Genomic DNA, 13,657 nt, shown 5'->3' with positions numbered 1-13,657 from the left:
GTAGGCGCATTCCCGCGCCGCGCAGGAACGGAGCCTACGGCTCTGCTTCGTTTCCTCCGACGCGCCAGTCCTTGCCAGCGCCACGCGACCTCTTGCGTAGGACTGGACCTATTTGCCTGAGCGACCGCCGCATGGTCGCGCTTTCTTTTTCGAAAATGTCCCACATGAACACACTCGTCGTCTTTTCGCACCTTCGCTGGAACTTCGTCTACCAACGTCCGCAACACGTCATGTCGCGGTTGGCCCGGCAGTGGCCGGTGATCTTCATCGAGGAACCCATGCCCGGTGCGGCCGACGACTTCATCGAGTTCATCGACGCGGCGCCCGGCGTCGAGGTCTGGCGGCCGCACGTGCGCGCCGCCGCCCACGGTTTCCACGCCGAGCACAAGCAGGTGCTCCAGCGTCTCATCGTCGAGAACATGCACCTGCGCGGCATCGACGACTATTGGATCTGGTTCTACACCCCCATGGCCCTGCCGCTGGCGGACTGCCTCAAGCCGTCCGGCGTGATCTACGACAGCATGGACGAACTGTCGCTGTTCCGTGGCGCGCCCAGGGACCTGGTCGACCAGGAGACCGCCCTGTTCCGCACGGCCGACGTGGTGTTCACCGGCGGCCGCAGCCTGTACAACGCCAAGCGCGATCGCCACCACAACGTGCATTGCTTTCCGAGCAGCGTGGACGCCCAGCACTTCCGTGCGCAGGCCATCGACCACCCGCTGCAGCAGGCCATCGCGCGCCCGCGCCTGGGTTATTGCGGCGTCATTGACGAGCGTATCGACCTCGACCTGATCGCCGGCATCGCCGAGCGCCGCCCCGACTGGCAGATCGTCATGGTCGGCCCGATCGTGAAGATCGACCCGGCCAGCGTGCCGCAGCGCCCCAACATCCACTGGCTGGGCCAGCAGGGCTACCAGGACCTGCCGGCCTTCATCAACGGCTGGGACGTGTGCCTGCTGCCGTTCGCGCTCAACGAGTCCACCCGCTTCATCAGCCCCACCAAGACGCTCGAATACATGGCGTGCGGGCGGCCGATGGTGAGCACCGCGATCCGCGACGTCGTGGAGCCCTACGGCCACGTCGTCCCGATCCAGGCCGATGCCGAGGGCTTCGTGCAGGCCTGCGACGCGATCCTGCAGCGCGGGGAAGCCGAAAAGCGCGCGATGCAGCGGGAGTTCGCCGCGATCCTCGCGCGCACCTCCTGGGACCGCACGGCCGCCCAGATGGCCAAGCTGATCGCCCAGGCCGAGGCGGCCCGCGAGGCCGACGAACTGCCTGCGGTGCCCAGCATCGCCGCGGAACTGGCACGCGCCAGGTCCTCGTCGGGCGCCAACCAGTCTTCCGGGGCCGGCGCGCGCTGATTTTTTCCGGCGCGGCGGACGTCGTCCGCCCCGCCGATCGCACAAAGCAGGAGAGCAGTACCCCATGGACAAGATCCGCCAGGAAGAACAGCGCGCCGCCGGCGCCACCGGCATGCCCGGCGCCGCCACCGCGGGCCGCGGCTTCGACTACCTGATCGTCGGCGCCGGCTTTGCCGGCAGCGTGCTCGCCGAGCGTCTCGCCAACGTGCTGGGCCGGCGCGTCCTCATCGTCGACAAGCGCCCGCACATCGGCGGCAATGCCTACGACCGCTACGACGACGCCGGCGTGCTCGTGCACCCTTACGGGCCGCACATCTTCCACACCAACTCGGAAGACATCTTCGAGTACCTCTCCCGGTTCACGCAGTGGCGCCCCTACCAGCACCGCGTGCTGGCGAGCGTGGACGGCCAGCTCGTGCCGCTGCCCATCAACCTGGACACCATCAACAAGCTGTACGGCCTGAGCCTGACCTCCTTTGAGCTGGAGAAATTCTTCGAATCGGTGGCGGAGAAGTGCGAGCAGGTCAAGACCTCCGAGGATGTGGTGGTCAGCAAGGTCGGCCGCGAGCTGTACAACAAGTTCTTCCGGGGCTACACCCGCAAGCAGTGGGGGCTGGATCCGTCCGAGCTGGACGCCAGCGTCACCGCGCGGGTGCCCACCCGCACCAACCGCGACGACCGCTACTTCAACGACCGCTTCCAGGCCATCCCGCTGCACGGCTACACGCGCATGTTCGAGAAGATGCTGGCCCACCCCAACATCAAGGTCATGCTCAACACCGACTACCGCGAGATCGTGGACCTGGTGCCCTGGCAGCACATGATCTACACCGGGCCAGTGGACGCGTTCTTCCACTACAAGTACGGCAAGCTGCCGTACCGCAGCCTGCGCTTCGAGCACGTCAACGTGCCCAAGGAGCAGTTCCAGCAGGTCGGCACGGTCAACTACCCCAACGAGTACGGCTACACGCGCATCAGCGAGTTCAAGCACATCACCGGCCAGGAGCACCCGACGACCTCGGTGGTGTACGAGTACCCCTGCGCCGAAGGCGATCCCTACTACCCCGTGCCGCGGCCCGAGAACGCGGAGCTGTACAGGCGCTACGAGGCGGAGGCGGAAAACACGCCCGACGTGACCTTCGTCGGACGCCTCGCCACCTACCGCTACTACAACATGGACCAGGTGGTCGGCCAGGCGCTGGCCGCCTTCCGCAAGCTGCACGCCGCCCACGAGGCCGCCGACCGGAGCATCCACGCGGCGGAAGCGGTCAGCGTCCCGGGTGTGGCCGCCTGATGCCGCTGGAGCTGTGGGCCGGGCCGGAGTGCACGCTCAACCGGGTCGGCGACCGATTCAAGGACCAGCTGCCGCAAAGCGGCTTTGCCGAGCGGCTGGACGACCTCGACCGCCTGGCCGGCCTGGGCATCACCCGCATGCGCTTCCCGATCGTGTGGGAGCGCACGGAGCGCGAGCGCGGCAGCCACGACTGGCAGTGGAGCGACGAGCGCATCGCGCGGCTGCGCGAGCTGGGCGTGAAGCCCATCGCGGGCCTCCTGCACCATGGCAGCGGCCCCGCGTGGACCGACCTGCTGGATCCGGCCTTCCCCGAACTGCTGGCCGACTACGCGGCCGCGGTGGCGCGGCACTACCCGGAAATCGACGCGTGGACGCCCGTCAACGAGCCGCTCACGACGGCACGCTTCAGCGGCCTGTACGGCCTGTGGTACCCGCACCGGCGCGATGACGCGAGCTTCGTGCGCGCGCTCCTGAACCAGGTGCGCGGGACCGTGCTGGCGATGCGCGCGATCCGCGCCGTGCACCCCGGTGCGCAGCTGGTGCAGACCGAGGACCTCGGGTTCAGCACCAGCAGCCCGGGGCTGGAGTACCAGGCCGACTTCGAGAACCAGCGGCGCTGGCTCTGCTTCGACCTGCTCGCGGGTCGCGTCGATGCCGACCACCCGCTGTGGCCCTATCTGCGCGGGTCCGGCGCGACCGAGCAGGAGCTGGAGGACCTGCGGGCGCAGCCCTGTCCTCCCGACATCGTCGGCATCAACAGCTACCTCACCAGCGAGCGGCACCTCGACGGGCGAACGGAACTCTATCCCGCCCATGCCGTGGGCGGCAACGGGCGGGACCGCTACGCGGACGTGGAGGCCGTGCGCGTGTGCGGCGCCGGCATCGGCGGCTTCGCCGTCCGCCTGCGCGAGACGAGCGAGCGCTACGGCCTGCCGGTCGCGATCACGGAAGTGCACCTGGGCTGCTCGCGCGAGGAACAGATGCGCTGGCTGCACCAGGCCTGGAGCGCGGCCGGCGAACTCCGGGTGCAGGGGCACGACATCCGCGCCGTGACCTGCTGGGCGGCCTTCGGCAGCTTCGACTGGAACAGCCTGGTCACCCGCGACGAGGGACATTACGAGCCGGGCCTGTGGGACGTGCGCAGCACGCCGCCGCGGCGCACCGCGCTCGCGCGCCTGGCCACGCAGCTGGCCGCCGGCGAGACGCCCAGCCATCCCGCGCTGGACAGCCCCGGCTGGTGGGAGCGGCGTGAGCGCCTGCGCCATCCCGCGCACGGCCCCGTGCTGGACCGGCCGGTCAGCGGCCGTCCCCTGCTGATCACCGGCGCGACGGGCACGCTGGGCCAGGCCTTCGCGCGCGTGTGCGCCATGCGCGGGCTGCCGCACCACCTCGTGCGCCGTGCGGACATGGACGTGGCCGACGCGGCCTCGGTGGCGGCGGCACTGGAGCGCTGGCAGCCCTGGGCCGTCATCAACACGGCGGGCTTCGTGCGCGTGGACGACGCCGAACACGACCCGCGGCAGTGGCGCGAGAACGTGCTGGGTCCGCAGGTGCTGGCGCAGGCCTGCGCGGCGCACGGCGTGCGCCTCCTCGGCTTCTCCAGCGACCTGGTCTTCGACGGGTGCAAGGACGTGCCTTACCTGGAGAGCGACGCGACGCAGCCGCTCAACGCCTATGGACGCGCCAAGTGCGAGGCGGAGCGCCTGATGCTGGCGCTGCAGCCCGACAGCCTGGTGGTGCGCACGGCGGCCTTCTTCGGCCCCTGGGACCGCTACAACTTCGTCACCAACGCCCTGGAGGCGATGCGGCGCGGCGAGCCCTGGGTGGCGGCCTCCGACCAGTGGGTCTCGCCCACCTACGTGCCCGACCTGGTGAGCGCCTGCCTCGACCTGCTGGTGGACGAGGAGCGCGGCATGTGGCACCTGGCCAACCGCGGCGCCGTCACCTGGTCCGCGCTTGCCTGCATGGCGGCGGAGGCGGCGCGGCTGGACACGCGCCTGGTGCAGCCGGTGCCGGGCGCGAGCCTCGGCCAGGCGGCGCCGCGGCCGAGGTATTCCGCGCTGGCCAGCGAACGCGGCATCCTGATGCCGGCGCTCGACGACGGGCTCAAGCGCTTCGTGTCGGACTGCGCGGCGCTGGCCGAGTCCGAGCAGGCGCGAGGCACGCGCGCATGAGCGGTGCCGCCCAGCCCGCGGTCATCGTGGCCGGCGGTGCCGGCTACATCGGCTCCCACATGGTCCGCATGCTGCTGGAAAGCGGTTACCAGCCGGTGGTGGTCGACAACCTGGCCACCGGCCATGCGGACGCCGTGGGCGATGCGCCCCTGCGCCGCGGCGAGATCGGCGACCGCGCCTTCATGGGCGCGCTGCTGCGCGAGTTCCGGCCGCAGTGCGTGATGCACTTCGCCGCCGCCAGCCTGGTCGGCGAGTCGATGACGGCGCCGGCGAAGTACTGGCAGAACAACCTGCTGCAGACGCTGGGCCTGCTGGACACGATGCTGGAATGCGAGGTGCGCCAGTTCATCTTCTCCTCCACGGCCGCCGTGTACGGCAACCCGGTGCAAGTGCCGATCACGGAGCAGCACCCGCAGCAGCCCATCAACCCCTACGGCAACAGCAAGCTGGCGGTCGAGAAGGCGCTGGCCGACTACAGCCGCGCCTACGGCCTGCGCTCGATCACCCTGCGCTACTTCAATGCGGCGGGGGCGCACCCGGACGGCACGCTCGGCGAGCGCCACGAGCCGGAGACGCACCTGATCCCGCTGGTGCTGCAGGTCGCCTCGGGCCGGCGCCCGTTCATCTCGCGCTTCGGTTCCACCTTCGCCACGCCGGACGGCTCCTGCGTGCGCGACTACATCCACGTGCAGGACCTCTGCACGGCGCACCTGCTGGCCCTGCGCCAGCTGGCCGGGGGCGCGGCGACCACGGTCTACAACCTGGGCAACGGCAACGGCCACTCGGTCAACGAAGTGATCGCCGCGGCGCGCAAGGTGACCGGGCATCCGATTCCCCTGCGCGACGACCCGCCGCGCGAAGGCGACCCACCGGTGCTGGTGGCCGATGCCAGCCGGGCACGTGCCGAACTCGCCTGGGTGCCGCAGTACGCGGACATCGAGACCATCATCGCCCACGCCTGGCGGTGGGAGCAGAAGGCCATGGCGCAGCGCGGCTGATGCCGCGCACGCTTCAGGGCACCAGCTGCCGCCCCGTATGCCCGGCCGCCGCATAGGCGGCCAGCACCGGTTGCGCGACCGCGTCGACCGCTGCCGCTTCGCACAGCGCCACGCAGGCGCCGCCGAAGCCGGCGCCGGTCAGGCGGGCGCCGAACACGCGCGGGTGCTCCTGCAGCAGGCGCACCAGCAGGTCCAGTTCAGGCGTGGAGACCTCGTAGTCGTCGCGCAGGCTGGCATGCGAGGCGTTCATCAGCTGCCCGAAGGTGGCGGCGTCGGCGCCCTGGGCGGCCTGCAGCACGCGCGCATTCTCGGTGAGCACGTGGCGCGCCCGCCGGCGCGGCACGTCGGGCAGGCCGTCCAGCCGTGCCAGCTCCTCGACTTCGCGCAGCGTGGCGACTCCGAGCAGGCGCGCAGCCTCCTCGCATTCCGCCCGCCGCTGGTTGTAGCCGCTGCCCGCGAGCGTGCGCGGCACGCCGGAGTCCAGGACCAGCACCGCGGTGCCGGCCGGCAGCGGAACGTCGCGGCGCTCCAGCGAACGGGTGTCGATCAGCAGCGCGCGGTCGGTCGCCGCCAGGCTGGACGCCATCTGGTCCATGATGCCGCAGCGCACGCCGGCGAACTCGATCTCGGCGCGCTGCGCCAGCTGCGCGATCCGCACGTCGTCGAAAGGCAGCTGCAGCAGCTCGCGCAGGCAGCGCAGCGTCGCCACTTCGAGCGCCGCACTGGACGAGAGGCCCACGCCCATCGGTACCTCGGAACGCACCTCGATGTCCAGGCCAGGCACGTCCGCGCGTTCGGAGCGCGCCAGCGCCAGGCAGCCGTACACGTAGCTGGCGAAATGCGCCTCGGGCGGGGCATCGAAGGAAAAGCGCACGGTCTCGCCCAGTTCGGCCGCATGCAGGGCGAACGCGTCGCTGCCGTTGCGGCGCATCGCGACGCGGGTGCGCTGGGCGATGGCCACCGGCAGCACGAAGCCGCCGTTGTAGTCGGTGTGTTCCCCGAGCAGGTTGACGCGGCCGGGCGCATCGGCGACGGCGTCGGGTTCGCCGGAGGACATGGCGGCCTGGCTCATGCGACCTCCACCTGCACCTGCTGCAGCTCGCGCGCCTTCTCCTCGGGCAGCGCGTCCATCGCGAAGAATCCCGCAGCCAGTTCGGTGCCGGCCAGGTACTTGAGCCGGTCGCGCGTGCGGTACGGCGGCCACAGCTGCGCGTGCAGGTGCGACTCGGGGTGCGGGGCGCCATCGGTCGGCGCCTGGTACCAGGCCATGAGGTAGGGAAAGGGCCGCTGCCACAACCCGTCGAACTTCAGCAGCACCGTCTTCAACGCCCGTGCGAGGTCGGCCCGCACCGCGTCCGTCAGCTGCGCGAAGCCTTCGACCGCGCGCACCGGCGCGATCCAGACCTCGTACGGGTAGCGCGCGCACACCGGCACGAAGGCCACGGCATGCGGCCCCTCGTAGAGCATGCGCACACCCTCGCGCCGTTCCGCCTCGATGTGCATTTCCAGCAGCGCGCGGCCGTGCTTCGCATGGTGTTCCAGCGCGACCTGCTGCATGCGTGCCGGCACCGGCGGCACCACCGGGTAGGCGTAGATCTGCCCGTGCGGATGGTGCAGCGTGACGCCCACTTCGGCGCCGCGGTTCTCGAAGGGCAGCACGTACTGGATCGCGGGCTCCGCGCCGAGCCGTGCCGTCCGGTCGCCCCAGACCTGCAGCAGGAGCTCGACGTGCGACAGCGGGAGCGCACCGAGCGAGGCCTCGCGGTCCTGGGTGAACACCACGACCTCGCACCGTCCCTCGGCCGGTGCGCTCGGGACGATGAGTTCGGGCGGCGGCAGCACGTTGCCCCCCAGCGAGGGAAAGCGGTTCTCGAACACGGCGACGTCCCAGGGCCCGGCAGGCACCTCGGTGGGATGGGCCGGGTCCGTCGTGGGTGCCAGCGGGTTGTACTCGGGCGGCGGCAGGAAGGTGCGGTCCTGGCGATGCGCCGCGTAGGTCACCCACTCGCCGCGCAGCGGATGCCAGCGCAGGTGGGCGCCGCCGCGCAGCGGCTCCGGGAAGGGACTCGGCGCCTGCAGCCCGGGCGGCAGCGCCGCGCGCGCGTACAAGGTCATGCGCCGGCCGTCCGGCTTGGTGAGCTCGACGCGGTCCATCACGCCGCCCCGGGAATGAAGGTGCGCGACCTGGAGGTCGCCTTGCGGATGCGCTCCAGGGGGATCTTGGGCGTGCGGTCGGCGTAGAGCAGGCCGTTGGCCTCCTGGAAGGTGTCCGCGAACTGCGTGTAGCAGAAGCCGCTGAACAAGGCCGTGTTGATGACCGTCTCCAGCAGCTGCTCGTACAGCCGCGCGAAGGTCTCCTCGTCGCGCACCTCGGTGTAGCCCCAGATCTTCTGCACGCCCTCCTCCGTCCTGGCCTGGAAGGAGATGCCGCCGAACTCCGTCAGCACGATCGGCTGGCCGCGGTGCGGATAGCCGTCCAGCGTGAGCACGCGCCCGCCCGGACGTCGGCGATCGAACAGCTTCTCCGTCTCGACCTCGGGCCCGTAGCGCTGCCGCATGTGCTCCAGGTTGGAGTCGTAGTCGTGGATGCCGATGATGTCCGTGGCCGAGGACTCCCAGCCGTCGTTGCCGATCACGGCGCGCGTCTGGTCCAGCGTGCGCGTCAGGTGGTACAGCGCCTCCACCGCATGCCGGTGCGCCTGCACCGCGGGCAGTTCGGGCACGCCCCAGGACTCGTTGAACGGCACCCACACGATCAGGCAAGGGTGGCTGTAGTCGCGCTCGAGGACTTCGGTCCACTCGCGCACGGTGCGCTTGATGGCCTTGCGCGTGAAGCGGTAGGCCGAGGGCATCTCGCCCCACACGAGCAGGCCCAGCTTGTCGGCCCAGTACAGGTAGCGCGGATCCTCGACCTTCTGGTGCTTGCGCACGCCGTTGAAGCCCATGGCCTTGGCGAGCTCCACGTCGCGCCGCAGCGCGTCGTCGCTGGGCGGCGCCAGCAGCGTCTCCGGCCAGTAGCCCTGGTCCAGGACCATGCGCAGCACGTAGGGCCGGCCGTTGAGCATGAAGCGGTCGCGCAGCACGTTGGCCGAGCGCAAGGCGGTGTACGAGCGCACCTCGTCGATCATCTGCCCGCCGCGCCACAGGCGCAGCGTCGCGTCCAGCAGCGTGGGCCGCTCCGGACTCCACAGCAGCTCGTTGCGGAAATCGTCGATGCCCGGGTCCGACAGCACCACGTAGCGATCCACCTCGCCGTCGACGACGCGGTAGCGGTCCTTGGCGAGCAGGCGCTCGCCGTGCCGCAGCTCGAGCTCCAGCGAGGTGTCGTCGCCGGTGTCGCCCTCGATGTGCGCTTCCAGCCCGAGCGCGAATCCTTCCAGGCGCGGTGTCCAGCGGATCTTGGCGATGTGGGTGGCGGCGACGCGTTCGATCCACACGGTCTGCCAGATGCCGGTCGTGCGCGGGTACCAGATGGAGTGCGGCTCGCGCTGCCAGTCCTGCTTGCCGCGTGGCTTGCTCAGGTCGTGCGGGTCGTCCTCGGCCCGCACGGTCAGTCGCTGCCGGCCGCCGGGCTCCAGCACCTCGGTGATGTCGGCCTGGAACGGGGTGTGGCCGCCTTCGTGGGTGGCCACCAGCTGGCCGTTGACCCAGACGCGGGCCTCGTAGTCGACGGCGCCGAAATGCAGGATCACGCGCTCGGGACCGGGCGCCAGCTCGAACTCGCGCTCGTACCAGCACGCCTTGTGGAAGCCCCGGTCGCCGATGCCGCTGGCACTCGACTCGGGCGGGAAGGGAACGGCGATCTCCAGCGGCCAATCGTCCACGTCGGCAGGACAGCCGAGACAGGCTTCGTCATCGAAGCGGAAGCGCCAGGTGCCGTTGAGGGACAGCCAGTCGGCGCGCTGCAGTTGAGGTCGCGGGTAGCCGTGTTGCAAAGCTTGCTGCAAAGTCTTCTTCTCCAGGGAACCGTAAAGCTTTGCCCGAGGCGGCGTTGCGCCTTGTCGGACAAGTTCCCGAGTAGGAAAAACCGCGCAAGCTCGGCAACGGCGCGCTTCAGGGGCGCGACCCCCTTGCGCAGGCCCGGAGCAGCTGAAATCGCTGTCCGGCAAGGTCGCGCCGCGGCCTCAGGCTGCTTTGCGCAGCGCCTGCACGGATGCGCCGCGCAGGAGGTCCACCAGTTCCATGGCTTCGCGCGGGAGCGCATCGCCGCGCCAGGCCACGTGCTGGTCGTCGCGGCACAGCACCAGCGGGTGGCGGTAGCCGTCGGGGGCAGGCACGCCTTGCACGTCGAGCACCGTGAGCGGCAGCCTGCGCGCCTGCGCTGCGGCCACCAGCGGCTGCACGTCCAGTTCCGGATCGAAGCGCAGCAAGGTGTAGCCCTGCCCGAAGGCGTCGTAGAGCGAGCGCCCGTCGGCCAGCCAGAAATGCGGTGCCCGGCAGCCCGGCACCGTGGAGGGCGTGAAGCCACCCATGGTGTACGCGGGCGGCTCCTCGCCGTCGCCGGAGATGATGGGCGAGCCGCTGTAGAAGTAGCCGAAGTTCAGCCCTGCGCAGCAGAACTGCTGCACGTTCAGCTCGTAGGCTTCGCGGCCGATCTCCTGGCGCGCGCGGGCGCCCTCCGCGTCGTCCGCCTCGATGTTCGCGGGCACCGCGCGGCGCGCCTTGATCATCTTGGCCGCATGGTCCATCGCGAAGTTGGACACCTGCATGGTGATCGGCTGGCGCTCCGCCTCGTAGGCGTCCAGGATGGATTCCTCGGCCCAGCCCTGCACGCGCGCGGCGAGCAGCCAGGACAGGTTCAGTGCATCGGCGATGCCGGCGTTCATGCCGTAGCCCGCATACGGCACCCACAGGTGCGCGGCGTCGCCGGCCAGGAACACGTTGCGGTCGCGGAAGCGGTCCGCCACCAGCCGGCGTCCGACCCAGTCTTCCTTGCTGATGATCTCGTACTGGAAGTCCTCGCCCACGCCGAGGATCTGGCGGATCGACCAGTCGCGGTCGATCGCGTCGAAATCGGGCTCGTCGGGGTTCAGGTGGTTGTGCACCAGCCAGGTCTCGTGGCCATCGATGGCAAAGACGGTGCCGCAGCGCCGCGGGTTCACCGAGTAATACGACCACGCGGGCTTGCCGGGGATCATCGCGCGCAGGCGGGGCGCGCGGATGTAGGTCGACTGCACGCGCTGGATCACGGGCGTGCCTTCGAGCCTGGCGCCGATCGCCTTGCGCACCGTGGAACTGCCGCCGTCGCAGCCCACCAGGTAGCGCGCGCGGATGCGGCGCTCCTGCCCGCTGTCGAGGTCCAGCGCGGTGGCGACCACGCCCTCGCGCTCCTGCGCGAAGCCGGTGACCTGCGTGCGGTTCAGGAGGGTCACGCCGGGCAGAGCCGCCGTGTGTTCCAGCAGGATGGGCTCGAGGAACAGCTGGTTGATGCGGTGCGGCGGCTCGGGCGTGGGCCACCAGGTGTCCGGCCCTTCTTTCGAGGTGTAGCGCTCGCCGCGGCCGGGGATGGGAATGCGCGTCAGCTCACTGCCGCAGACGCTGGTGCGGAACACGACGTCGTTGGGATAGTCCTCGGGCAGGCCCGCGCTGCGCAGCTTCTGCGCGACGCCCAGCCGGCGGAAGCGCTCCATGGTCCGGGCGGACACGTGGTTGCACTTCACGTTGGGCGGCTCCGCATAGCGGCGCACCTCCGCCACCGCGACCTTCACGCCGCGCGACTGCAGGTCCATGGCCAGCGTCAGGCCGACGGGGCCGGCGCCGACCACCAGCACGTCGGCGGCGATGTCCGGCAGGCTCATTGGTCGATCCTGATGTTGGCGGTGCGGATCACCTTGGCCCACTTCTGCGTCTCCGAATGGATGTAGGCCTCGAAGGCTTCCGGCTTGGTGGGCGCGGGCTCCACGCCCAGGTTGCGCATGCTCGCCTTGATGTGTTCGTCGTTCAGGGCCGCCGTGATCTCCGCGTTCAGGCGGTTCACGACCGCCTGCGGCGTGCCGGCGGGCGCCACGACGCCGAACCAGCCGGTCGAGTCATAGCCGGGAAGGCCCGCTTCGGCGACCGTGGGCACGTCCGGCAGTTGCGGCAGGCGCTGCGGGCTGGTCACGGCGTACGCCACCAGCTTGCCCGCCTTGATGTGCTGCAGGGCCGAGGGCAGGTCCACCACCGCCAGCGGCACGTTGCCGGCCAGCACGTCCAGGGCCGCCGGGCCGGAGCCCTTGTACGGCACTTCCACCAGCTTCACGTCCGCCATCTGCGCGAACAGCGCCGCCGACAGGTGCATGGCCGTGCCGTTGCCGCCGTGCGCGATCGCCAGCTTGCCCGGTTGCGCCCTGGCCAGCGCGAGCAGTTCCTTCTGCGTCCGGGCCGGCGTCGAGGGATTGCCGATGATCACGAAGGGAATCGCCGCCAGCATGCTCACCGGCTTGAAGTCCTTGATCGGGTCGAAGGGCATCTTCTCGTAGAGGCTGCTGTTGGCCGACAGCGCGCCGGCCGCGCCGACGCCGATGGTGTAGCCATCGGGGGGTGCCTTGGCCACGATCGACAGGCCGATGTTGCCGCCGGCACCGGGCCGGTTGTCCACCACCACCTGCTGGCCCAGCTTCTCGTTCAGGCGCGGCACCAGCATGCGCACCACGGCATCGGCGCTGCCGCCCGGCGGGAACGTGACCACCGTGCGGATCGGTTGCCTCGGGTAGTCGGTCTGGGCTTGCGCCGGAACAGCGGCGGCGAAGCCGGCCGCCACCAGCGCGGCGAGCGCGCGGGCGAGTTGTCGCATGGGGTTGTCTCCTTGTCGCCGCATTGGACGCCAGCTTCATTCATTCGTAAATCGAAAAATTCCGAAGCACTTATGATGTTTCTTCATGAGTACCGCGTCCGCGTTCACGCCGAGCCTGCGCCAGCTGCGCGCCTTCCGCGCCGTGTACCACCTGCGCAAGCTCAGCGCCGCGGCGGAGCAGCTGTCGATCACGCAATCCGCCGTGAGCGTGCTGATCCGGCAACTGGAAGACGGCCTGGGCACGCGCCTGTTCGACCGCACAACCCGCTCGCTGCAGGCGACGGCGGCCGCCACCGAGGCGATCGCCGTGGCCGAGCGCATCCTGCGCGACGTGGATTCGCTGGGCGCCGGGTTGCGCGACCTGGGGGCGCTGCGGCGCGGCCGCGTGTCGATCGCCGTCACGCCGACGCTGGGCGAGATCCTGCTGCCGCCGGTGGTGCGGCGCTTCGCGAGGCTGCATCCCGGCATCCGCGTGCTGGTGGACGACTGCTCGCCCGAGCAGTTCGTCTCGCGCGTGGTCGGCGAGCACGTGGACCTGGGCTTGGGTTCGCCCGAGCGCGCGGCGGCCGACGTGGACACGCGCAAGCTGCTGGGCGACACGCTGGCCTTCGTGTGCCGCAAGGACCACGCCCTGGCCGCGAAACGGCAACTGCGCTGGGCCGACCTCGCGGGCCACCCCGTGATCACGGTGCGCCCCGGCTACGGCATCCGCCCGCTGATCGACGGCGCGGCGGCGCAGGCCGGCGTGCAACTGGACGTCGTCAACGACGTGACCTTCCTGGCCACCGCGCTGTGGATGGTGGACTGCGGCCTGGGCGGCGCGGTCATGCCCTCGGCCTACGCGCTGCGCTCCGGGCGCACCGGCTTGCTGGTGCGCAAGCTGCATGCGCCGGTGGTGTCGCGGGACATCTCGCTGGTGACCAAGCGCGGCCGTTCGCTGTCGCCGGCGGCCCAGGCGCTGACCGAGGTGATCGAGGCAGAGCTCAGCGAATAGCCGGGCGGCCAGTTCCTACACGACAGTGGCCGGGCCCCTCTTGCGCATGGGCGCCCGGGAG

At 70.5% G+C, this 13,657-nt stretch carries 10 protein-coding genes; 5 read left to right on the top strand and 5 right to left on the bottom strand.

Going from position 1 to position 13,657, the window contains the following annotated elements; genetic code table 11:
* The first annotated feature begins 164 nt into the window (after positions 1–164).
* From AC3EGR_RS21255 to galE, 4 genes are all read left to right on the top strand, one after another.
* Complete coding sequence (locus tag AC3EGR_RS21255) at positions 165–1,361, top strand: glycosyltransferase (protein WP_488548519.1); 1,197 nt, start codon at positions 165–167, stop codon at positions 1,359–1,361.
* 112 nt (positions 1,362–1,473) lie between these two features.
* A complete protein-coding gene (gene glf / locus AC3EGR_RS21250) occupies positions 1,474–2,655 on the top strand; it encodes a UDP-galactopyranose mutase (protein WP_488548553.1) in 1,182 nt (393 codons plus the stop codon).
* Positions 2,655–4,829: a family 1 glycosylhydrolase gene (locus AC3EGR_RS21245; RefSeq protein ID WP_488548518.1), complete on the top strand. Its 2,175-nt coding sequence runs from the start codon at positions 2,655–2,657 to the stop codon at positions 4,827–4,829. The genes glf and AC3EGR_RS21245 overlap by 1 nt, the downstream gene beginning before the upstream one ends.
* Positions 4,826–5,827: a UDP-glucose 4-epimerase GalE gene (gene galE, locus AC3EGR_RS21240; protein WP_488548517.1), complete on the top strand. Its 1,002-nt coding sequence runs from the start codon at positions 4,826–4,828 to the stop codon at positions 5,825–5,827. Before AC3EGR_RS21245 ends, galE begins: the two co-directional genes overlap by 4 nt.
* A 13-nt stretch (positions 5,828–5,840) precedes the next feature.
* Here the strand turns inward: galE and galK are convergent, their stop codons facing one another.
* From galK to AC3EGR_RS21215, 5 genes are all read right to left on the bottom strand, one after another.
* Entirely contained in the window at positions 5,841–6,899 is a 1,059-nt protein-coding gene (gene galK / locus AC3EGR_RS21235; RefSeq protein ID WP_488548516.1) for a galactokinase, read from the bottom strand.
* Entirely contained in the window at positions 6,896–7,981 is a 1,086-nt protein-coding gene (gene galT, locus AC3EGR_RS21230; RefSeq protein ID WP_488548515.1) for a galactose-1-phosphate uridylyltransferase, read from the bottom strand. The genes galK and galT overlap by 4 nt, the downstream gene beginning before the upstream one ends.
* A complete protein-coding gene (locus AC3EGR_RS21225; RefSeq protein ID WP_488548514.1) occupies positions 7,981–9,774 on the bottom strand; it encodes a glycoside hydrolase family 2 protein in 1,794 nt (597 codons plus the stop codon). The genes galT and AC3EGR_RS21225 overlap by 1 nt, the downstream gene beginning before the upstream one ends.
* A gap of 177 nt (positions 9,775–9,951) precedes the next feature.
* On the bottom strand, positions 9,952–11,625 hold the full coding sequence (locus AC3EGR_RS21220) for an FAD-dependent oxidoreductase (RefSeq protein WP_488548513.1): 1,674 nt from the start codon (positions 11,623–11,625) through the stop codon (positions 9,952–9,954).
* The gene (locus AC3EGR_RS21215) at positions 11,622–12,602 is read right to left on the bottom strand and encodes a Bug family tripartite tricarboxylate transporter substrate binding protein (protein ID WP_488548512.1); all 981 of its coding nucleotides are present in this window, start codon (positions 12,600–12,602) and stop codon (positions 11,622–11,624) included. Before AC3EGR_RS21215 ends, AC3EGR_RS21220 begins: the two co-directional genes overlap by 4 nt.
* An 85-nt stretch (positions 12,603–12,687) precedes the next feature.
* On the opposite strand from AC3EGR_RS21215, the gene AC3EGR_RS21210 reads away from it, so the two are divergent.
* Complete coding sequence (locus AC3EGR_RS21210) at positions 12,688–13,596, top strand: LysR family transcriptional regulator (RefSeq protein WP_488548511.1); 909 nt, start codon at positions 12,688–12,690, stop codon at positions 13,594–13,596.
* The last annotated feature ends 61 nt before the right edge of the window (positions 13,597–13,657 follow it).

The sequence above is a fragment of the Ramlibacter sp. G4-7 genome (assembly GCF_057784995.1).
Note: the sequence above shows the minus strand (reverse complement) of the source record. Positions and strands in the feature narration are given on the sequence as shown.

Excerpts from the sequence above, each read along its gene's own strand:
- AC3EGR_RS21255 (WP_488548519.1), top strand. The coding sequence starts at position 165 with ATGAACACACTCGTCGTCTTTTCGCACCTTCGCTGGAACTTCGTCTAC.
- glf (WP_488548553.1), top strand. The coding sequence starts at position 1,474 with ATGCCCGGCGCCGCCACCGCGGGCCGCGGCTTCGACTACCTGATCGTC.
- AC3EGR_RS21245 (WP_488548518.1), top strand. The coding sequence starts at position 2,655 with ATGCCGCTGGAGCTGTGGGCCGGGCCGGAGTGCACGCTCAACCGGGTC.
- galE (WP_488548517.1), top strand. The coding sequence starts at position 4,826 with ATGAGCGGTGCCGCCCAGCCCGCGGTCATCGTGGCCGGCGGTGCCGGC.
- galK (WP_488548516.1), bottom strand. The coding sequence starts at position 6,899 with ATGAGCCAGGCCGCCATGTCCTCCGGCGAACCCGACGCCGTCGCCGAT.
- galT (WP_488548515.1), bottom strand. The coding sequence starts at position 7,981 with ATGGACCGCGTCGAGCTCACCAAGCCGGACGGCCGGCGCATGACCTTG.
- AC3EGR_RS21220 (WP_488548513.1), bottom strand. The coding sequence starts at position 11,625 with ATGAGCCTGCCGGACATCGCCGCCGACGTGCTGGTGGTCGGCGCCGGC.
- AC3EGR_RS21215 (WP_488548512.1), bottom strand. The coding sequence starts at position 12,602 with ATGCGACAACTCGCCCGCGCGCTCGCCGCGCTGGTGGCGGCCGGCTTC.
- AC3EGR_RS21210 (WP_488548511.1), top strand. The coding sequence starts at position 12,688 with ATGAGTACCGCGTCCGCGTTCACGCCGAGCCTGCGCCAGCTGCGCGCC.